Origin of the sequence: Thiohalocapsa sp. (genome assembly GCF_022340605.1) — a bacterium.
In the GTDB taxonomy this organism is placed as follows: Bacteria; Pseudomonadota; Gammaproteobacteria; order Chromatiales; family Chromatiaceae; genus Thiohalocapsa.
In genome coordinates, this window is sequence record NZ_JAJDNQ010000081.1 from 32,164 (window position 1) to 51,785 (window position 19,622).

Genomic DNA, 19,622 nt, shown 5'->3' on the forward strand with positions numbered 1-19,622 from the left:
AGTCGATGCGGGCATGCATGGCGTTCCTCGTTGTCTGTGGTCGAGGATATCGGGTTTCCACCGGGCTGGGCCCGGCGCTGCCCAGGCGGTGCATTGCCGCGGTGGCTTGGGGATCTCTCCGGTATCCGTCCGCCGCGGCATAGCCCGCCCGGGCCGAGACACACATGATGACCAAGAGGGTGAAGCCAGCATGAGCATCATCGACAACCTCGAAACCATGCTTGCCCATGGGCAGGACTCCGCACTGCTGCGCTACGGCCTCGGCAACGAGTATCTAAAGGCCGACCGCCTCGACGTCGCGCTGGAGCACCTTGCCGAGGCGGTGCGCATGGAGCCGGGCTACTCCGCCGCCTGGAAGCTCTATGGCAAGGCGCTCGCCGCCGCCGGCCGGCACGAGGAAGCCATGAAGGCGTTCGACCACGGCATTGCCGCCGCCGAGTCCAAGGGCGACGTGCAGGCGGCGAAGGAGATGCGGGTGTTCCGCACCCGGTCGCAGCGGGCGCTGGAGGCGGGATCCTGACGGCTGTCCGGCCTGGCTCGCCGGGCCGGCCTGCATGTGGGTGCTGGCGCTGCCTGGCCAACGAATCTGGCGAATCTGCCGAATCTGGCGGAAAACCCTAATTTTTGCGGTGTAACTTTCGGGGAATGTTACACGCCCTGTTACGATTTGTTACTTCCAATTTTAGAATCTGCTTATATACTACTCCTCAACGTTCAAACCCAACTGAGCAGGAGACTTAAGATGCTCGAAGCACTTGCCATTGCAGCACTGGTCGTCGGTGGTGTCTCCACCGCTGCCGTTGTGACGGAAGACGAAGTCGCCGCCAAGCAGGACAACAAGCCGGCTGTCGTCGAGGTCCAACAGGTCGACACGCACCACAAGACGGAAGCGGCGAAGAACCCGTTCCTCGACTAAGCTTCCCCCCTGGCCCGCCCGACCCCGCAAGCATCCGCGGCAGCCAAGCGATCGCAGGCTGCCGCCGGATCACGGGCGGACTGACCGCCAAGGCCCTGGGGCCAATCCCGGGCCTTGGCTTTTTTTTCTGCGGGAAGCGCAGAGTTTTTAACGGTTCAGAAACAACGTGGACACCGTAGTCTTGGCCTGCGGGGGATGCGTTTCGAGACCATGAAAGTATTCCGTGTAGGTCGGGTCAGCGCAGCGTAACCCGACGATGGGTGTCGGTAAGCCATGCTTACCGGTTCTAGCCGGGATGGCCAATCAACAGCTCATCCCAGCGGTTCCACCAAGATCTCGGTGCGCGCTTCGCCGAGACCGCCTTCCCCCTTCCAGCTCTGGCGCAGTCCCTGCAGGTCGCCCGCATCCCGCCCGACGGCGAGCCGCACGTACGCGCCGTCCGCCAGCCGCCCGAGCGCGGGGTCGAAGCCGCGCCAGCCGGCGCCTGGCACCAGCACCTCGGCCCAGTAGTGCAGGCCTGCATGCGCCGTTGAGTGACCGAAGCCGGTAGCGGCGTGGCGATAGCCGCTCACCAACCGCGCCGGCAGGCCCCAGCCGCGGGCGACGGCAAGCAGCAGCAGCGCGAGCTCTGTGGTGCTGCCCGCGGCGCTGCGCAGAGGGGTGTCGGCGCTGGGCCCCCGAGCAGCGGCTTCGGCGCCGTCGTCGGCATCCATGTCGGCGGGGTCGGTGGTGGCGCACGTGGCGCCGATCCAACTGTTTGCGGCTTGGAGACTCGCGAACAGCGCAGTGCCAGCGCCCGGCACCGGCAGCCCGTCGGCGACGGCCGCATGCACGCCGAGATCCGCGGCCGAGTCGCCGTTCATCAGGGCATCCAGCAGCGGCGATGCGGCGTTGCGGGCGAGCACCAGGTCCCACAGCCGCGGCGCCTCGCGCAGGGCGTTGCGGAGCCATTCGCGCTCACGCTCCAGCGGCACCGGCTTGAAGTCGAAGGGGTCGTCCAGCTGCGTCTCGACCTCGGCCTCCATGTGCAGGGTCAGGCCGTCGTGGGCGCCCAGCAGCGCGGTGCGGTGCACCTGATTGCCGAAGCAGTCGCGGTGTGAGGCGAGCGCCGCCACGGGCTGGCAGCTCAGCTCCAGCCGGTGCAGGCGCTGGCCGGCGTCGTCCCAGGGCGCGCAGCGCCACTCCAGGTGGTGCTCGCGCACGGGTCCGTCGAAGGCGATCTGCTCGCTGCGGTGGATGCGGAGCTTCATGCCTCGACTCCGGCGTCGGCGGCGTCCGCCATATGGGCCTCGAAGTAGTCGTTTTGCAGCGCGCCCGTGAGGTCCGCGAGCAGGGTCAGGAAGCGCTCCAGATACTCGTGCAGTCCCTGCTCCAGCACGCCACGTGGCGAGACGTCGGCCAGGTGCTCGCGCAGCGCCTGCATGCGCGCCGGAACGGCGCCGTCCGGCAGATAGCCGATGCGGGCAAGGGCGCGCTCCATGCCGTCCAGGCAGTAGCGGAGCGAGCGTGGGTACGCCGGGTCCAGCAGCACGAACTCCACCACGTCGATGGGGCGGATGCCGGCGTGGTACTTGCGCCGGTAGGCCTCGAAGCCGGACAGGGACTTGAGCAGCGCGCCCCATTGGTAGTAGTCCAGCGGCGAGCCCACGAGGGTCAGGTCCGGCAGCAGCAAGTGATAGCGCACGTCCAGGATGCGCGCGGTCATGTCGGCGCGCTCCTGGAGGCTGCCCAGCGCCGTGAAGCCGTACGCCTCGCCGCGCATCATGGTGCTCTGGCTGAGGCCGAAGAAGAGCGCCACCTCGCGGTGCACGTAGGCATAAAACTCCGCCGCCCTCCACGGTTGGAGCTTGGCCTGAAGATGCCTGTCGGTGGCAAGCCAGAACTCGTTGATGGCCTCCCACATCTCTTGCGAGATGCGGTCGCGCACCACGCGGGCGTTCTCGCGGGCCAGCCTAAGACTGTTATAGAGCGAACTCGGGTAATCCGGACCCTGGGTCAGGAAGCGGATCACCCGCTGCACCGTCACCTGCCCGTCCGGGTGGCGTTCCAGGTAGGGCTCATCGGCGTCGACGATGGTGAGCAGCGGCCGCCACTGCATCTCCTCGGTGGCACCCTCGTCCGCCTCCAGCATGTGGCGGACGTTGATGTCCAGGATGCGCGCGGTGTCGTCGGCGCGCTCCAGGTTGCGGGACATCCAATAGAGGGATTCGGCGATGCGGCTCAGCATGGAGATGGCGACAGGGGCTCGGGGCGGACGCCGGTGCGGGGGATGGTACGGAGTACGGAGTACGGAGTACGGTGGCGGAACCCGGTCCCTCGGCAGGCAACGAGCCGTGGTCCGTACCTTCGACGTCCTTGGGACCGGGCAGCAACGATTGTCTTTGCGGGCACCGCGAGACTCGCGCCGGCCGCCCTCGTACTCTGTACCCCGAACTCCGTACTTCTGCTTACCTTCATTCCGCCAACACCCAAGTGTCCTTGCTCCCCCCGCCCTGCGAGGAGTTCACCACCAGCGAGCCCTTGGTCATCGCCACCCGCGTCAGGCCGCCCGGCACCACGTCGATGCCGTCGCCGTAGATGATGAAGGGGCGCAAATCCAGGTGGCGGGATTCCAACTCGCCGTCCAGGTAGCAGATGTGGCGGGAGAGCTGGACCACGGGCTGGGCGATGTAGTTGCGTGGGTCGGCCTGCACCTTGCGGGCGAATTCGGTGCGCTGGTTGGGTGTGGAGCTCGGGCCCATCAGCATGCCGTAGCCGCCGGACTCGGCGACGGCCTTGACTACCATGCGCTCCAGGTTGTCGAGCACGTAGGCACGGTCATTGGCGTGGGTCATCTGATAGGTGGGCACCTGTTTGAGGATCGGCGCCTCGCCCAGGTAGTAGCGGATGATGTCCGGTACATGGGCGTAGACCGCCTTGTCGTCGGCGATGCCGGAGCCCGGTGCGTTCACGAGCGCGACGTTGCCGGCGCGCCAGGCGTTGATGACGCCGGCGACGCCGAGCACCGAGTCGGCGCGGAACACCAGCGGGTCCAGAAAGGCGTCGTCCACCCGCCGGTAGATGACGTCGACCCGTTGCAGGCCGTGGGTGGTCTTGAGGTAGACGCAGTCGTTCTTGCAGACCAGGTCCCGCCCCTCGGCCAGTTCCACGCCCATCTCCTTGGCCAGGAAGGTGTGCTCGAAATAGGCCGAGTTGAAGATGCCCGGCGTCAGCACGACGATGTTCGCCCGGTCCTTGCCGCGCGGCGACAGGTGCCGCAGCGCCTGCAGCAGCAGGGCAGGGTAGTGCTCCACGCGGCGCACCCGGTAGCGCTCGAAGAACTCCGGCAGGATGCGCCGCTCCACGACGCGGTTCTCGATCATGTACGACACGCCCGAGGGCGTGCGCAGGTTGTCCTCCAGCACCAGGTAGCGGCCTTCCTCGTCGCGGATCAGGTCCACGCCGCCGATGTGGGTATAGATGTCGTGCGGGGCGTCGATGTCCATGATCTCGCGGCAGAAGTCCTTGCCGCGGAAGATCAGCTCCGGCGGCAGCACCCGGTCCTTGAGGATGCGCTGGCCGTGATAGAGGTCCTTCAAGAACAGGTTCAGCGCGCGGATGCGCTGCTTCAGCCCCGCCTCGATGTGCGCCCATTCCGCGGCCGTGATGATGCGCGGCAGGATGTCGAACGGCCAGACCCGCTCGATGCCCTGGTCCGAATCCGAGTAGACCGTGAAGGTCACCCCCTCTGTGTGCAGCGCCAGGTGCGCCTCCCGCGCCTTGTCGCCGAGCAGGTGCTGCCCGGCGCGCTGGATGTGCTCCCACATGGGCAGGTAGTGCTCACGGGGGCGGAAGTCGTCTTGGTAGAACTCGTGGTAGGCCGAGATGGTGGGACTGCCGGCGGTCGCGCTGCGCGCGTCGAGGCTGCGAAAGGACTGACTCTGGAAGGCGGTTGACACGGCGGGGGTTTGGTCGTGACGCGTGCTGCGGATACCGGTTGCGACGCTCGAAGGTTAAGCAAATTGTGCGCCAAGACCGCGAATGGCTTTGCCGTCGGATCGCGCGCAGAGCGCGGTTGGCCCCAGGCGTGCGAATCCGCGCACGCATCTGCTCCCGCATGCACGCCCGGGACCGAGGCCTCGGCCTGCTCTCGGGGCGCGTGCCCAGTGACCGCCTAAACGAGTTGCGCCGGATTGGGGCGGTGCGCCGCTTTCTGGTGCAAGGCTGAAGCTGGCTTCCGTCAGGCTGCATCCGAAATCCCAATACTTTGAACCGATGCCATTGGCTGGTTGTGGGTCTTTCGCCGCCATAACCTAGCGCGCAACTGCGGTGCATCGGGCGCCGCGGCCCGGATCGATCAGGAGTCCGAGCCCATGACAGCCTCGACCCACTCCGACTGCGTCATCGTCGGCGGCGGCGTAACCGGCACCGCGCTGCTCTACGAGCTGGCGCGGTTCACCGACCTCAAGCGCCTGTTGCTGCTGGAGCGCCGCGAGCGCCCGGCGCAGGTCAACTCTCACGCTCACAACAACAGCCAGACCATCCACTTCGGCGATATCGAGACCAACTACAGCCTGGAGAAGGCGGCGGCGGTGAAGCGCACCGCGTCGATGATCGTCAACTACGCCACCAAGCTGCCAAGCCGCGAGCGCGACCGCATCATTCATCGCATGCCGAAGATGGTGCTTGGCGTCGGGGCACGGGAGTGCGGCTACCTGCGCGGGCGCTTCCAGGCATTCCGCGATCTGTATCCGCGCATGCAGCTCCTGGAGCGTCACGACATCGCGGACCTGGAGCCCAACGTCGCGCTGGTGGACGGTGCCTGGCGCAAGGAGGAGATCGTCGCCACCGGCACGCCGGACGACTACTGCGCCGTGGACTTCCAGGCGCTGGCGGAGTCGTTTTCGGCCCAGTGCGTGCGCATCGACCGCGCGGCCGACCGGCATGTCAGCCAGCTCTACGGCACGGCGGTGTCGGACATCGCCAAGGACGGTAACGACTACGTGCTGCAGACGAGCCGCGGCCCTATGCTGGCGCGCTCCGTGGTGGTGTGTGCCGGCGGGCACTCGCTGCTGATGGCGCAGCAGATGGGCTTCGGGCTGGAGTACTCCTGCCTGCCGGTGGCGGGGTCGTTCTACTTCGCCCCGGAGGCGCTGAACGGCAAGGTCTACACGGTGCAGAACCCGAAGCTGCCGTTCGCCGCCGTGCATGGCGATCGTGACATCGTCACCGACGGCAAGACCCGCTTCGGCCCGACGGCGCTGATGCTGCCCATGCTCGAGCGCTACAACCGCGCCACCATCCGCGACTTCTTCCGCGTGCTGAACCTGGACCGGGACGTGGTGGCGACCCTATGGGACCTGATGAAGGTCCGCGACGTGCGCAATTACGTGCTGCGCAACTTCCTCTACGAGGTGCCCGGCCTGAACCGCCGGCTGTTCCTGCGCGAGATCCGCAAGATCGTCCCGGACTTGCGCGTGCGGGATATCGAATACGCCCACGGCTACGGCGGCGTCCGCCCCCAGCTCATCGACCGCCGCACCCGCGAGCTGAAGATGGGCGAGGTCAAGATCCTCGACGGCCACGGCATCGTTTTCAACATGACGCCGTCGCCCGGCGGCACCAGCTGCCTCGGCAACGCCGAGCAGGACATGCGTCTGGTGGCCGAGCACCTGGGGGCGCGCGTGGACTGGACCGCCTTCGAGCGCGAGCTGCTGACCGGCCACGACGACACCCGCGGCGTGCCCCCGCTCGCCGCCGCGAGCTGACCCGAGGGCGGCGGCGTGAGGGCGCCGAGTTGTACTCGGCTCCTGGGGGCGCCGACTTGCAGTCGGCCGCGCCTGCCGCGGGCTCGATGCCCGTGGCAGGCGCCGTGCGGCGGTTGGAAGGGGCAGCTGCGGTTGGCGCGCTGACGCCGCCTGCGCGGCATTGAGCCGCGCCGGCGGCGCGCCGAGTACAACTCGGCGCTCCGGGGCGAGTGCAACTCGGCGCTCCCGCGGACCTTGATATGCATAATAATCCCCGGACTGGAGAGTCACGGGGCACACAGCGTCATCGAGAAGACAATGCCAAATCCGCAGTTGGAACTGGCACGGGCGTTCATTCGCGATACCGACCACAGCGTCTTCCTGACCGGCAAGGCCGGTACCGGCAAGACCACCTTCCTGCACGCGCTGGCGCGGCGCCCGCCCAAGCGCATGATCGTCACCGCGCCCACCGGCGTGGCGGCGATCAACGCCGGCGGCGTGACCCTGCACTCCTTCTTCCAGCTGCCGTTCGGCCCCTTTGTGCCCGGCGGCGAGACCGAGCGCCAAGCGGCGGCGCACCGGCTGAACCGGCAGAAGCGCGACATCATCCAGAGCCTGGACCTGCTGGTGATCGACGAGATCAGCATGGTCCGCTGCGACCTGCTCGACGCGGTGGACTTCGTGCTGCGCAACCAGCGCCGCTCCAACCTGCCCTTCGGCGGCGTGCAGCTCCTGATGATCGGCGACCTGCATCAGCTCGCGCCCGTGGTGCCCGGGCAGGATTGGGGCATCCTGCGAGAGCGCTACGAGTCCGGCTATTTCTTCAGCAGCAAGGCGCTTCAGAATACCCGGGTGGTGCAGATCGCCCTCGAGCACATCTACCGGCAGTCCGACGCGGACTTCATCGAGCTCCTGAACCTGGTACGCGACAGCCGGCTGGACGATGCGGCCCTGGCGCGGCTCAATTCCCGCCACATTGAGCGGTTCCAGCCGGACGACGCGGACGGCTACATCACCCTGACCACGCACAACCGCGGCGCCGATCGCATCAACGAGGCACGCCTGCATGCGCTTGCCGGCAAGCCCCACACCTTTACGGCGCGCATTGAGGGGGACTACCCGGCCCACAGCTATCCCACCGCCGAAGCGCTGACTCTCAAGCAGGGCGCCCAGGTCATGTTCGTGCGCAACGACGGTGCGGCGGAAAAGCGCTACTTCAACGGCAAAATAGGCACCGTCACGCACCTGGAGCGAGAGCGCATCGTCGTGCAATGCGCTGGCGACGGCAGCGAAATCGACGTCGAGCCGGTCACCTGGGATAACATCAAGTACACTATTGACCCGCAGACCAAGGAGATCACCGAGGAGGTCATCGGTACCTTCATCCAATACCCGCTGCGCCTCGCCTGGGCCATTACCATTCACAAGAGTCAGGGCCTGACGTTCGAGCGGGCCATCATCGACGCCGGTGCCGCCTTCTCTCACGGGCAGGTCTACGTTGCCCTGAGCCGCTGCAAGACCTTCGAGGGCATGGCGCTCAGCACGCCGATCCCACGCCGGGCGGTCATGACCGATCAGCGTGTGGCGCACTACTCCGCCGAGGCGAGCCGTCATCCGCCCACCCGGGAACAGCTCGATCAGGCGCGCATCGCCTACCAGCAGCGGCTGCTGCTGGAATGCTGGGACTTCGACGCTCTCGGCGCCCGGCTGCGGCGGCTCCTCGGCGTGCTGCGCGACAATGAGCGCGTCCTCGACGTGAGCGGCGCGCACGACATGGACGCGCTGGAGCGGCAGACGCTGGAGCAGGTGGTCGGGGTCGGCGCCAAGTTTCGCCACCAGCTCCAGTCACGGTTCCGGGCCGACCTGCCGCCGGAAGACGACGACCATGTCCAGGAGCGCGTGCGCAAGGCGTCCGCCTATTTCGACGAGGCGCTGCGGGAGGGGCTGGTCCCGTGGCTCGATGCCTTCGCGTTCGACACCGACAACCAGGCCCTGCGCAAGACGCTCCGCCAGGCCGTTGACGAGCTGCGCAAGGTCCTGACCATCAAGACCGCCTGCATCGAGAGCTGCCGCGAGCGCTTCTCGACGTCCGACTATCTTGCCGAGCTGGCCAAGGCCGGCATCGACGCCGAGGCCGGCGGGCCGCCGATGCAGAAAGGGCCGGCCCGGCGACCGGACGACCAGCTGCCCGATGCCAACGACGACAGCCTGCTGGCGGCGCTGCGGCGCTGGCGCGCCCGCACGGGGGAAGCGGAAGAGCGCGAGGGCGTAACCCGCTATCGCATCCTCACCCGCGCCGTCCTGCGGCAAATCGCCGAGACCCTGCCGGACAGTCCCGAGGCGTTGTGCAGGATCAAAGGCATCGGCAAGCGCACCGTCGAGCGTTATGGCAAGGAGGTGCTGGACATCGTCTCGGACCACTGCCGGCGCAACGACATCGACCCGACGACCCGGCCCGGGGCCGCCCGAGAAGCCAAGACCAAGGCAGGCGCAGCAGAAGGCGATACCCGATTGGCCAGCTATCGCCTGTACCAGGAGGGCCTGAGCATCGAGGAGATCGCCAGCCGCCGCGGGCTCAAGCCCACCACTATCGAGGGCCACCTCGCCCACTACATCGGCACCGGCGAGGTCGCGGTCACGGACTTCATCGGAGAAGACGAGCTCGCGCGCATCAGCGCCGCGCTCGCCGAGACGGGGGCGGCAGGGCTCAGCGCGGCCAAGCAGGCGCTCGGCGACGACTGCTCCTACGGTGAGCTCAAGATGGTGCAGGCCCACCTGACGCGGGAGCGCTGACCATCGGGCGCGGTATCAAGTGGGCACGCTACACCCTGACCAGGCGTTCCAGCAGCACGGATCTCAGGTCCCGCCGGCCATCGAGCACGGCCATGATCAGCACCGCGTCCCGCTCGATCCGGTAGACGATTCGCCAGGGTTTTTCGATGAGCTCGCGGTATTGATACACGTCGATTGCGCGCAGTTCCGGCACGACGCGGCCGCGTTGCGCATTGTCCGATAGGGTTTCCGCCCGCGCCTGCAGCCGATCCAGCACGGCGAAGGCGTTCTCGAGGTTGTCCTCGGCGATGTAGCCGACGATGGCATGGAGGTCGCGCCGGGCGGTGCGGGTCCAACTGACCGCTCGCTCAGCCATCGCGCTCGTCGCGCAGCGCCTGCAGCCGCTGCCGCAGCTCCGCGAAGACCTCTGCCTGCGGCAGCGTGTCCCCACTGCTGACGTCCCGCTCACCCTCGGCCATCAGCTTCAACATCAGCATGGCGCGCTCGCGCGCCTGGTACTGCGCGTAATCCTGCACCACGGCGCGGGCACGACCGTTCTGGGTCAGGACCAGCGTGGTGGGCTCATCGCGGACCTGGTCCAGCAGCCGGCTCGCGTCAGCCTTGAATTGACTCAAGCTCAGCACATTGTCAGTCATCGCGTCGAACCAAATTCGATTCAAATTCGGTTCTCGACGCTACGCCCGTCAAGTAGCGGCGTCAAGCGCCGAGGGGCGAGCCTTCGCGGCGGCGTGCGACAATGCCGCCGATACCAACCTGACCCACGGCCGCCCCCAAGAACTCCGACGTGAACCCCCTCAAGCGCCTCGCCTCCCAGACCGCCGTCTATGGCCTCAGCAGCATCATCGGCAGGTTCCTCAACTACCTGCTGGTGCCGCTCTACACCTACACCTTCGTGCCGGCGGACTACGGCGTCGTCGCCGAGTTCTATGCCTACATGGGCTTCCTGGCGGTGCTGATGACCTTCGGCATGGAGACGGGCTACTTCCGCTTTCGTTCCAAGGGCGACGACGACCCGAGCACAGTGCTGGCGACAGTGGTGCGGTTCCTGGTGCTCGCCAACGGCGCGATGCTCCTGGCGGCGGTGGTATTCCAGCAGTCCGTCGCGGACCTGCTGCGCCACGCCGACCACCCGGAATACATCTGGTGGGTGGCGGCGATTCTGGCCATGGACTCGGTGGGCAACGCCGCCTTCGCACGGCTGCGGGCGGAGGACAGGGCGTTTCAGTTCGCCGGCATCAAGCTCATCGAGATCGGCGCCAACATCGGGCTCAATGTCTTCTTCATCGTGCTCTGCCGGCACGCCTACGAGGCGGACCCAAGCTCCTTCCTCGGCCAGATCTGGAACCCCGAGATCGGCGTCGGCTACGTCTTCATCTCCAACCTGGCGGCGAGCGTGCTCAAGCTTTTGCTGCTGACGCCGCAGTTCCGCGGCGCGCTGACGGGCTTCGACCGTGCGCTGTTCAAGCGCATCCTGCGCTATTCGCTGCCCATGGTGGTCATCGGCACCGCCGGCATCGTCAACGAGATGCTCGACCGCGCCGCGCTCAAGTACCTGCTGCCGTATGACGACGCCACCAACATGGCGCAGCTCGGCATCTACAGCGCCTGCTACAAGCTCTCCATCCTGATGACGCTCTTCATCCAGGCGTTCCGCTATGCCGGCGAGCCGTTCTTCTTCAATTACGCCAGAGAGCAGAACGCGCGCCAGGTGTACGCGCTGGTGCTGAACTGGTTCGTCATCTTCTGCGTGTTCATCTTCCTGTTGGTGACGCTGTACCTCGACGTGTTCCAGTACTTCGTCGGCAGCGCCTACCGCGAGGGACTGCACGTGGTGCCGGTGCTGCTGCTGGCGAATCTGCTGCTCGGCGTCTACGTGAACCTGTCCATCTGGTACAAGCTCACCGACCGCACCCTGATGGGCGCCTGGGTGTCGCTCACCGGCGCCGGCATCACCGTGATAATCCTGTGGCTGCTGGTGCCTCGCATCGGCTACGAGGGCGCCGCATGGGCGCATCTCGCCTGCTACAGCGTCATGGTCGCGCTGTCCTATGGCCTCGGCCGGCGCTACTACCCGGTGCCCTACGACGTGCCGCGGGTCGCGGGCTACATCGTGCTGGGGCTCGGGCTCTACGGCGCCGGCCGCTGGCTCACCACCGACCTCGGCTGGCACCACCTCGCCGCTGGCAGTGTGCTCATGGCGCTCTACCTCGCCATCGTCGCCCTCGCCGACGGCCGCAGCCTGCTGCGCCGGCCCCGGGCCCGATCCGAAGCGGGGGCTGCCCTGTGAGCGGGAGCGTCGGGCCTTCTCACGTCGGCCCGACCTACCGCGCCCGTAGGTCGGGCTGAGGCACGAAGCCCGACATGGCGCTCGAAGCCAATGCCGGAGCGTGGGGCCCAGAGCACCCTCGCCATGCTGCACCCGGCGTATGTCCGCCCCCGTTGCTCGCCGGGATGCTGAACCCAGGTCAATGCACCGCGCGTGTGTTGCAGCAATAGTACTGTTGCGTAACCGTCAGCGGTCATGCGCCGCGCCTTGCTTGGCGCGGTCGGCCCGGATGTGTTGCGTGATCGCTACAATTCACGCAAGGGGACAGAGCATGCATCGAACAGGCCATCGCACGAGCAGCGACCACGGGCAGACTTCCGGCACGGCTCAGGACTCGACAAGAAAGACGGCCGTCATCGCAGCCGTCGCCACGGCGGCGCTGGTCGCGGGCACACCGGCCATCGCCACCGAGGGCGGCGGCTCGCACTATCCGAACGGCGCCGAGGACTTCATGGTCGGCGCGCTGCCGCCGCCCGGAAACTACTTCATCGACTATCTCAGTTGGTATAGCGCCGACTCGTTCCGCGACGGCGACGGCGGGCGGCTGTTCCAGGACTTCAACCTCGATGTCGTCGCCAACACCTTCCGTTTCATCCACGTGACCGAGCACAAGGTGCTTGGCGCCAACTGGGCGCTGCACGCCTTCGTGCCGCTGGCCAACGTGGATGTCTCCAGACGCATCGCGCCACCGTTTCCGCGTGAGACCGAAGACCGCTTCGGCTTGGGCGACATCATCGTCGATCCGTTCATCCTCGGCTGGCACGGCAAGGACTGGCACGTGACCACGGGCGTCGACATCTATCTGCCCACCGGGGCCTACGACAAGGATTGGCTCGCCAACATCGGCCGCAACTACTGGACCTTCGAGCCGATCTTCGCGTTCACCTATCTGAACCAGGCCGGCTTCGAGGCATCCGCAAAGCTGATGTACGACTTCAGCACGGAGAACAACGCCACCAACTACCACTCCGGGCAGGCGTTCCACGCGGACTACACCATCGGCTATCACACCGGGCCCTGGAGCCTCGGCGTCGGCGGCTACTACTACCAGCAGACCACGGATGACGAACTGGACGGGCGCACCTTCCTCGGCGGCTTCAGGGGGCGCGCCTTCGCCATCGGCCCGGAGGTCAAGTACGACCACAAGAACATGGCCTTCACGCTGAAGTACCTGGCGGAGACGGCGGTGGAGAACCGGCCCGAGGGTGGCAGCCTCTGGTTCAAGTTCCTGTACGCGTTCTGAGCGAGGGCAGGCGGAGCTCAGGTGCCGCCCGGGGGCGCCGAGTTTTACTCGGCTCTTTTGGGCCGCCGAGTTGCACTCGGCCCGCCGCCGGCGCGGCTCGATGCCGCGCCGGCGGCGCTGCGGTGCCCATACGATAGTGCAACGTCTGTCCGGCGGATGAGCGCCCACCGCGGGCATTGAGCCCGCGGCGGGCGCGGCCGAGTGCAACTCGGCGCCCCCAAGGGGTGCCGACGCCGTCCTAGGGTGGACTGGGCTTCGCTTCGGCGGGTCAGCGTGGCCGGTGCCGATCGCGCGACGGAGAGGCGAGTCAGGCGGCGGCCAGCGCGTCCATGCCGGCGGCGCCGTGCCAGTAGCCGTCGCAGGGGCCGGTAGGCATGAGCTTGGCGAGGGGCTCCGCGGACGCGGCGGGTTCCATCTCGCCGGTGAGCACCTGCTGGAAGATATCAATGACCTTATCGGTGTGCTGGGACTGCGGGCTGATGCGCAGGATGTCCACACCGAGGCCGCGCAGGTCGTCCAGTGCCGGCAGCAGGTTCATGGTACGGGCGGACTGGGTCTGGATGCCGTTGAGCGCCAGGAAGCGGTTGTCGTCCTGGGTCTCGACGACCATGCCGTCGGGGTGGTCGATGCAGGCGTCGCGACAGTCGTCCTTAGGCAGGTTGCGGGCGCGGGCGGTGAAGCAGCGCGCCGAGTAGGCGAGCGGCAGGCGGCCGTAGGCGTAGACCTCGGTCTCGATGCCCTCGGGGCGGCGCTGCTGCATGTCCGCGAGGGTCTCGCGGGTCAGCTCCACCGGCAGCACCCAGCGCATGCAGCCGTCGGCGGCGAGCAGCTCCAGGGTGCGGTCGTTGTAGACGTTGACGCTGTGGCCGACGGCGAAGGGCCGCCCACGCCGGAGCTGCACGGCGCCGATGTCGTTGGCCTCCACCAGGTGGTCGTCCTGGCCGCAGATGGCGCGCAGGCGCTTGAGCTCGGACTCCGCCTCCAGCAGCGCCAGGGTGGACAGCACCACCTCCTTGCCGGCCGCCTTGAGGGTTGCCGCGATCTCGAGCCAGTCCTCCCAGCGCACCTGGTTGCGCTTGGAGCAAATGGTCTCGCCGACATAGACGATGTCGACGGGGCTCTCGGCCACCATTGCATAGAACTCGTCCACCTGGTCCTTGGGCCAGTAGTAGGAGATCGGGCCGAGGGAGAGTCGGGGTTTGGTGGTGGTTTCGGACATGGATACGGCTCCCGCGCTTATTGCCAGGGACGGTGGTAGGGGCCAAGGGTGGTCTGCGCGCCCTCGGACACCTTGGCCAGCTCGGCGGTCCACTCCGGCCGCGGCGTGAAGCCTGCCGGGTCGCGCTTGAAGGCGTCCAGCGCCTGCCGCCAGACGCGCGTCACCTGCGCGACATAGACGGGGCTGCGCTGACGGCCCTCGATCTTGATGGCCGAGACGCCGGCCTGCGCCAGCTGCGGCAGCAGCTCCATGACGTTGAGGCTGGTGGGGTCTTCGATGGCGTGGTAGGTGTTGCCGCCGGCGCGGTAGGTGCCCTTGCAGAGGGTCGGATAGCCGACGTTCTCGCCCTTGGGATGGCGCTGGATCAGCACGCCGCCCAAGCGGGTGTCCAGGCCCGAGTCGGTCTCGATCCACTCCACGTGGCTCGCCGGCGAGCAGGCGCCGAAGGTGTTGGGCGAGCGCCCGGTGGCGTAGGACGACAGGATGCAGCGCCCCTCCACCATCACGCACAGGCTGCCGAAGCCGAACACCTCGATCTCCACCGGGCTGTTCTCGATGACGTGCTGCACCTGCGCGATGGACAGCACCCGCGGCAGCACCGCGCGCCTGATGCCGAAGTGGTCCTTGTAGAAGCGCAGCGCCTCGTAGTTGGTGGCCGAGCCCTGCACCGACAGGTGCAGATTGAGCCCCGGCTGGTGCTTGGCCGCGTAGTCCAGCACGCCAATGTCGGCGGCGATGAGCGCGTCGACGCCCAGGTCCGCCGCCTGGTCCACCGCCCGCTGCCAGCGCTCGAAGCCGTCCGGACGCGGATAGGTGTTGAGCGCGATGAACACCCGCTTGCCCTTCTGCTTGGCGTAGCGCAGGGCCTCGGCGAGCTTGTTCGGCGTGAAGTTGAGCCCGGCGAAGTGCCTGGCATTGGTGTCGTCGCGGAAGCCCGTGTAGACGGCGTCGGCGCCGTTGTCCACGGCGGCCTTCAGCGACGGCAGGTTACCGGCGGGGCAGACGAGTTCCATGGGCTATTCTCGTGTTGGGGTCTGATTCGATTGGCGACGCTGGCGCCGGGGCCGATGGGCGGCTGTCCGAGTTGCAGTGCGAAGTGCGAGGAGCGACCAAGCGGCTCGGGCGTCCCGCACTTCGCACCACGCACTTTATTCCGGTCATGCCGCAATCCGCTCCGCCGACCGCGCGCCGTGCCGCGTGCCGCGACGCCGCAGTTCGGCCTCGATGCCATTCAGCACGGCCCATTTCTTGGCGCACCAGTCGGGAGCCAGCAGAATGTCACGGCCGGCGGTGCCGGTGACGCGGTGGAAGCTGACCTCGGCGGGCGTGCGCTCGATGAGGTCGCAGGCGATGGCGATGTACTGTTCCATGGTCAGCGGTCGGTAGCCGCCGTCGCGCCATTCCTTGGCCAGCAGCGTGTGCCGCACCACGTGCAGCGGGTGCAGCTTGAGCCCGTCGGTGCCGTGCTCCAGCACGCGGTCCAGGCTCATGAGCGCCGCCTCGCGCCCCTCGCCGGGCAGGCCGATGATGAGATGGGTGCACACCGGCAGGCCACGCTGTCGCGCCGCACGCACCGCGCGGCGATAGTCGGCGAAGTCGTGACCGCGGTTCACTCGCGCCAGCGTCCGGTCGAAGGCGGACTGGAGCCCCAGCTCCAGCCAGACCTCGTGGCCGGCGTCCTTGAGCGTGCAGAGCAGGTCCAGCACCGCGTCCGGCACGCAGTCCGGGCGCGTGCCGACGGAGATGCCGATCACGTCGGGCTCCGCCAGCGCCGCGCGATAGAGCGCACCTAGGCGCTCGACATCGCCGTAGGTGTTGGTGTACGCCTGGAAGTAGGCGAAAAAACGCTCTGCCCCGGTGCGCTTGCGCACCACCCGGCGGCCGGCCTCGATCTGCTCGGCGACGTCCGGAAACGCCTTCGCGTTCGGGCTGAAGGAGACGTTGTTGCAGAAGCTGCAACCGCCGCGGCCCTTGGCGCCGTCCCGATTCGGGCAACTGAAGCCCGCGTGGATGGCGAGCTTGTGCACCCGCCGGCCATGGCGGCGCAGCAGGTCTTGACCGAAGGTATTGACCAGGTCGGACAGGGGCATGAGGCGATCGGCGGAAGCTCAGAGGACGCGGGACGGCCTGGGCCGCCCGAACATCACACAATCACACAGCAGCCGCAGGTGCACAATGATGACGGTCAAGCGCGGGCGCGTGTCGTGGGAGCGGCAGTCCCGGTGCCGCGACCAGTGGACGGGGTGCGGGGTGCGGCGTGGGAAGACAACCGTGCAGAAATAATGACACGGTTCACCACCTCGCGGCGCCCCAACGCACTTCGCACCACGCACTGCGCACTCAATCATCCCCTCGCCCGCAGCAGCCTGCTTCAGTATGCTCGCGGCTGATCCGAGAATTGCGCGCCCCGCCCATGAATGCCCTCATCGACCACATCCAGCTCGCCACCACCGAGCCCATCCAGCTCATCGACATCACCGCCGCGGTGCGCGAGCGGCTCGCGGCCAGCGGGTTGCGGGATGGCGTGGTGACGCTGATCTCCCGCCACACCACGGCGCGGGTCAACCTCAACGAGCGCGAGGAGCGGCTGCAGCAGGACATGGTGACCTTCCTCAAGCGCCTGGTGCCGCGCGACGGCGACTACGGCCACAACATCGCCCCCGTGGACGACCGCGACAACGCCCACGCGCACCTGATCGGCCTCTTCGCCAACGCCTCCGAGAGCATCCCGGTGGCGGACGGCGAGCTGCTGCTGGGCGAGTGGCAGTCGGTTTTCTTCGTGGAGCTGGACGGACCGCGGCCGAAGCGCCAGGTCATGGTCCAGTTGCTGGGCAGCTTCTGAGGGGACGGACGCCATGCAAGACGCCGACATCGCAGGCTTCTACGCCGACCTGTCGCAGTTGGACGCCGACGCCCACCTGCTGCTGGACTACCGCATCGAATGTACCGGCGACCCGCGCGCCGCCGCGGCGCATCTCGCCAGCGAGCAGTCCACGGCGCAGTGGCGGCGCGTCGGCGTGGACGAGGACTACCGCCCGCGCTTCGCGGCCAAGGTGGTGGACCTCGAGGTCGAGACGACGCTGTCCGGCACCAGTTGCCCGCTGGACCCCGCCGTGGACGGTCCGGTGAGCGTCTGCCGGGTGCGCATCGCCCATCCGCACGCCAACTTCGGCCCGCGCATCCCGAACCTGCTCTCCGCGGTGCTCGGCGAGGGCGCCTACTTCGCGCCCGGCATCCCCGTCGTGAAGCTGCTGGACATCGAATTCCCGGACGCCTACCTCGCCCATTTCGACGGCCCGGGGTACGGCCTCGCCGGGCTGCGCGACCTCTGGCAGATCCACGGCCGACCCTTCTTCTTCGGCGTCATCAAGCCCAACATCGGCCTCGCCCCCGCGCCCTTCGCCGAGCTGGGCCTCGCCGCCTGGCGTGGCGGGCTCGACATCGCCAAGGACGATGAGATGCTCGCCGACCCGGACTGGTCACCGCTGGCGGAGCGCTCCAAGCTGCTCGGCGCCGCCCGCCGCCAGGCGGAGCAGGAGACCGGCGTCCCTAAGGTCTATCTCGCCAACATCACCGACGAGGTGGACCGGCTCATCGACCTGCACGATACCGCCGTCGGCAACGGCGCCAACGCCGTCATGGTCAACGCCCTGCCGGTCGGCTTCAGCGCCGTGCGCATGCTGCGCAAGCACGCCAAAGTGCCGCTGGTGGCCCACTTCCCGGTCATCGCGGCCATGAGCCGGCTGCCCAACTTCGGCGTGCACACCCGCGTGCTCACTAAGCTGCAACGTCTCGCCGGCTTCGATGTCGTCATCATGCCCGGCTTCGGCCCACGCATGATGACCGCCGAGCCCGAGGTGCGCGAATGCATCGCCGCCTGCACCGAGCCCATGGGGCCGATCCTGCCCGCGCTGCCCGTCCCCGGCGGCAGCGACTCGGCGGCGACCCTGACCGTGGTGCATGCCAAGGTCGGCAGCGCGGACTTCGGCTTCGTCCCCGGCCGTGGCGTCTTCAGCCACCCGCATGGGCCCACCGGCGGTGCGGCGAGCCTGCGCCAAGCGTGGGACGCGATCGCCGCCGGGGTGCCGGTAGCCGAGCACGCCAGGCGGCATGCGGAGCTGGCGGCGGCGCTGGAAGCGTTCAGCTAGGAAGGCGCCTGACCTCGTCGTCCGCGCCCCGGTGCGGGATGACGATCTAATGCAACAGTGCGCGAGTCCCGCGACCCTCTCAGGTCGCTGTCGTTGTCGTTGTCGCAACCCCCGCGGGGCTACTCGATGAGGACGCCGATGACGACAACGACAGCGAGGGCGCCCGGTCTCGAAACTTCGCCAGCGAAGCACCAGGCGCTGTCACGAGCGAACAGGCTGCGACGAGACACCCGAAGGCATCACTGGATAGCGTGCAACAGAAAGCGGCGCAGCCGCGGGAAGTGGCGGGTGAGCTGATCCAGCTCGACCGCTGCTTCGCGGCTCAGTGTTTGTTCGCGCTCGCGTAGGCGGCGCAACGCGTTGATGCGGCGCTCGATGAAGTGCAGATAGAGCACGACGCTCACCAGCGCGGCATACAGGCACCACAGCGCAGTGAAGGCGTACTGCGCAACCAGGAAGACCACGATCAGGCCCACGAGGTTCAGCCAGCCGAAGATTTGTATGCTCACGCTACTGCTGAGAATGAGCGAGCCGCAGGTCGTGAGCACATACACCACCGCGATCCAGATCTGCTCGGTCATCGGGTTGTCGTACACCAGCGAGCCGTCGTGCACGTAAACCCGAGTTGGCACTTTAATGAGGCCCCAAGCCACATAGGCCCCGAGCAGGCCGCCCAGCACTGCCAACCCGAGGATCAGCACACGCCTGCGGCTGCGTGGCTCGATCAGCCAGACGGCCAGCGGCACTAGCAGCGGCAACACGGCCTGGGCATAGAACACGAACACCGTCGCTGCTACGTGCAGCGTGGTGTGGCTTCCGACACCGAACAGCCCAAGCCACACGAGGCCCTGGACGAACTGGTGCAGGCCGAACAGGAGCGGCAGGCTGGCGAAGACGTACTCGCTCGGCCTGCTGACATGGCGCAGGGTCAGCACGCCGATGACGAGCAACACGCCGGCGAGGGTGAAGTTGGCGACGATGAAGAACATGCGGATTCCCTGAATTGCTGGGAGTTGCTGGGAGTTGCTGCAGCTCCCGTTCCGCGGGGCGGGAGTCTCGCTACGCGCCACCGCCGTCTGCAAACGCTTGGCGCACTCGAAAATGCTGGACCCTCCGAGCCGCGGACGGAAAACGCAATCAATCAGCATTGCCTTGAGGGGGTCCTTTGGCCGCGACCGCTCCTTCAAGCCCGGCGGCGGAGAAATCCAAGCACTCCCGCGCGTCACGGCCCATCCAGAGACGCCGACACGA

The 19,622-nt window shown here is 67.5% G+C and carries 17 protein-coding genes; 8 read left to right on the forward strand and 9 right to left on the reverse strand.

What is annotated here, in order from left to right:
• The first annotated feature begins 190 nt into the window (after nt 1–190).
• Together LJE69_RS11165 and LJE69_RS11170 are read left to right on the forward strand one after the other, a co-directional pair.
• The gene (locus LJE69_RS11165) at nt 191–520 is read left to right on the forward strand and encodes a tetratricopeptide repeat protein (RefSeq protein WP_296924923.1); all 330 of its coding nucleotides are present in this window, start codon (nt 191–193) and stop codon (nt 518–520) included.
• A gap of 222 nt (nt 521–742) precedes the next feature.
• Nucleotides 743–916, forward strand: a complete 174-nt coding sequence (locus LJE69_RS11170; protein ID WP_296924924.1) for a hypothetical protein — start codon at nt 743–745, stop codon at nt 914–916.
• Between the two features lie 311 nt (nt 917–1,227).
• On the opposite strand, the gene LJE69_RS11175 is transcribed toward LJE69_RS11170, so the two are convergent.
• The 3 genes from LJE69_RS11175 to LJE69_RS11185 form a co-directional block, all read right to left on the reverse strand.
• Nucleotides 1,228–2,166: a transglutaminase family protein gene (locus tag LJE69_RS11175; protein ID WP_296924925.1), complete on the reverse strand. Its 939-nt coding sequence runs from the start codon at nt 2,164–2,166 to the stop codon at nt 1,228–1,230.
• Nucleotides 2,163–3,143, reverse strand: coding sequence for an alpha-E domain-containing protein (locus tag LJE69_RS11180; RefSeq protein WP_296924927.1), 981 nt, complete (start codon nt 3,141–3,143; stop codon nt 2,163–2,165). Before LJE69_RS11180 ends, LJE69_RS11175 begins: the two co-directional genes overlap by 4 nt.
• A 226-nt stretch (nt 3,144–3,369) precedes the next feature.
• Nucleotides 3,370–4,782: a circularly permuted type 2 ATP-grasp protein gene (locus LJE69_RS11185; RefSeq protein ID WP_296924997.1), complete on the reverse strand. Its 1,413-nt coding sequence runs from the start codon at nt 4,780–4,782 to the stop codon at nt 3,370–3,372.
• A 486-nt stretch (nt 4,783–5,268) separates the two neighbouring features.
• Here LJE69_RS11185 and LJE69_RS11190 point away from each other — a divergent pair, with 486 nt between their 5' ends.
• Together LJE69_RS11190 and LJE69_RS11195 are read left to right on the forward strand one after the other, a co-directional pair.
• Nucleotides 5,269–6,663: an FAD-dependent oxidoreductase gene (locus LJE69_RS11190; protein WP_296924929.1), complete on the forward strand. Its 1,395-nt coding sequence runs from the start codon at nt 5,269–5,271 to the stop codon at nt 6,661–6,663.
• 297 nt (nt 6,664–6,960) lie between these two features.
• A complete protein-coding gene (locus tag LJE69_RS11195) occupies nt 6,961–9,435 on the forward strand; it encodes a helix-turn-helix domain-containing protein (protein WP_296924930.1) in 2,475 nt (824 codons plus the stop codon).
• Nucleotides 9,436–9,463: 28 nt separating this feature from the next.
• Here LJE69_RS11195 and LJE69_RS11200 read toward each other — a convergent pair whose 3' ends face one another.
• Together LJE69_RS11200 and LJE69_RS11205 are read right to left on the reverse strand one after the other, a co-directional pair.
• Entirely contained in the window at nt 9,464–9,790 is a 327-nt protein-coding gene (locus LJE69_RS11200) for a type II toxin-antitoxin system RelE/ParE family toxin (protein WP_296924933.1), read from the reverse strand.
• On the reverse strand, nt 9,783–10,070 hold the full coding sequence (locus tag LJE69_RS11205; protein WP_296924936.1) for a type II toxin-antitoxin system Phd/YefM family antitoxin: 288 nt from the start codon (nt 10,068–10,070) through the stop codon (nt 9,783–9,785). The genes LJE69_RS11200 and LJE69_RS11205 overlap by 8 nt, the downstream gene beginning before the upstream one ends.
• A 149-nt stretch (nt 10,071–10,219) precedes the next feature.
• Between LJE69_RS11205 and LJE69_RS11210 the strand changes: the two genes are divergently transcribed.
• Complete coding sequence (locus tag LJE69_RS11210) at nt 10,220–11,722, forward strand: oligosaccharide flippase family protein (RefSeq protein ID WP_296924938.1); 1,503 nt, start codon at nt 10,220–10,222, stop codon at nt 11,720–11,722.
• Between the two features lie 310 nt (nt 11,723–12,032).
• Entirely contained in the window at nt 12,033–13,004 is a 972-nt protein-coding gene (locus LJE69_RS11215; protein WP_296924940.1) for a transporter, read from the forward strand.
• Nucleotides 13,005–13,311: 307 nt separating this feature from the next.
• On the opposite strand, the gene LJE69_RS11220 is transcribed toward LJE69_RS11215, so the two are convergent.
• The 3 genes from LJE69_RS11220 to LJE69_RS11230 form a co-directional block, all read right to left on the reverse strand.
• Nucleotides 13,312–14,223, reverse strand: coding sequence for a U32 family peptidase (locus LJE69_RS11220; protein WP_296924943.1), 912 nt, complete (start codon nt 14,221–14,223; stop codon nt 13,312–13,314).
• Nucleotides 14,224–14,240: 17 nt separating this feature from the next.
• Nucleotides 14,241–15,236 (reverse strand): peptidase U32 family protein, encoded by a 996-nt coding sequence (locus LJE69_RS11225; RefSeq protein WP_296924946.1) that lies wholly within the window; start codon nt 15,234–15,236, stop codon nt 14,241–14,243.
• Nucleotides 15,237–15,380: 144 nt separating this feature from the next.
• Entirely contained in the window at nt 15,381–16,313 is a 933-nt protein-coding gene (locus LJE69_RS11230) for a TIGR01212 family radical SAM protein (protein ID WP_296924948.1), read from the reverse strand.
• 323 nt (nt 16,314–16,636) lie between these two features.
• On the opposite strand from LJE69_RS11230, the gene LJE69_RS11235 reads away from it, so the two are divergent.
• Nucleotides 16,637–17,065 carry a secondary thiamine-phosphate synthase enzyme YjbQ gene (locus LJE69_RS11235; protein ID WP_296924951.1) on the forward strand — a complete coding sequence of 143 codons (429 nt, stop codon included), beginning with the start codon at nt 16,637–16,639 and terminating at the stop codon, nt 17,063–17,065.
• 13 nt (nt 17,066–17,078) lie between these two features.
• Nucleotides 17,079–18,371 (forward strand): RuBisCO large subunit C-terminal-like domain-containing protein, encoded by a 1,293-nt coding sequence (locus LJE69_RS11240; RefSeq protein ID WP_296924953.1) that lies wholly within the window; start codon nt 17,079–17,081, stop codon nt 18,369–18,371.
• A gap of 239 nt (nt 18,372–18,610) precedes the next feature.
• Here the strand turns inward: LJE69_RS11240 and LJE69_RS11245 are convergent, their stop codons facing one another.
• Nucleotides 18,611–19,360 carry a DUF6629 family protein gene (locus LJE69_RS11245; protein ID WP_296924956.1) on the reverse strand — a complete coding sequence of 250 codons (750 nt, stop codon included), beginning with the start codon at nt 19,358–19,360 and terminating at the stop codon, nt 18,611–18,613.
• Nucleotides 19,361–19,622 lie beyond the last annotated feature (262 nt).

Excerpts from the sequence above, each read along its gene's own strand:
- LJE69_RS11235 (WP_296924951.1), top strand. The coding sequence starts at position 16,637 with ATGAATGCCCTCATCGACCACATCCAGCTCGCCACCACCGAGCCCATC.
- LJE69_RS11225 (WP_296924946.1), bottom strand. The coding sequence starts at position 15,236 with ATGGAACTCGTCTGCCCCGCCGGTAACCTGCCGTCGCTGAAGGCCGCC.
- LJE69_RS11190 (WP_296924929.1), top strand. The coding sequence starts at position 5,269 with ATGACAGCCTCGACCCACTCCGACTGCGTCATCGTCGGCGGCGGCGTA.
- LJE69_RS11230 (WP_296924948.1), bottom strand. The coding sequence starts at position 16,313 with ATGCCCCTGTCCGACCTGGTCAATACCTTCGGTCAAGACCTGCTGCGC.
- LJE69_RS11175 (WP_296924925.1), bottom strand. The coding sequence starts at position 2,166 with ATGAAGCTCCGCATCCACCGCAGCGAGCAGATCGCCTTCGACGGACCC.
- LJE69_RS11215 (WP_296924940.1), top strand. The coding sequence starts at position 12,033 with ATGCATCGAACAGGCCATCGCACGAGCAGCGACCACGGGCAGACTTCC.
- LJE69_RS11195 (WP_296924930.1), top strand. The coding sequence starts at position 6,961 with ATGCCAAATCCGCAGTTGGAACTGGCACGGGCGTTCATTCGCGATACC.
- LJE69_RS11245 (WP_296924956.1), bottom strand. The coding sequence starts at position 19,360 with ATGTTCTTCATCGTCGCCAACTTCACCCTCGCCGGCGTGTTGCTCGTC.
- LJE69_RS11170 (WP_296924924.1), top strand. The coding sequence starts at position 743 with ATGCTCGAAGCACTTGCCATTGCAGCACTGGTCGTCGGTGGTGTCTCC.
- LJE69_RS11205 (WP_296924936.1), bottom strand. The coding sequence starts at position 10,070 with ATGACTGACAATGTGCTGAGCTTGAGTCAATTCAAGGCTGACGCGAGC.
- LJE69_RS11240 (WP_296924953.1), top strand. The coding sequence starts at position 17,079 with ATGCAAGACGCCGACATCGCAGGCTTCTACGCCGACCTGTCGCAGTTG.
- LJE69_RS11180 (WP_296924927.1), bottom strand. The coding sequence starts at position 3,143 with ATGCTGAGCCGCATCGCCGAATCCCTCTATTGGATGTCCCGCAACCTG.
- LJE69_RS11165 (WP_296924923.1), top strand. The coding sequence starts at position 191 with ATGAGCATCATCGACAACCTCGAAACCATGCTTGCCCATGGGCAGGAC.
- LJE69_RS11220 (WP_296924943.1), bottom strand. The coding sequence starts at position 14,223 with ATGTCCGAAACCACCACCAAACCCCGACTCTCCCTCGGCCCGATCTCC.
- LJE69_RS11200 (WP_296924933.1), bottom strand. The coding sequence starts at position 9,790 with ATGGCTGAGCGAGCGGTCAGTTGGACCCGCACCGCCCGGCGCGACCTC.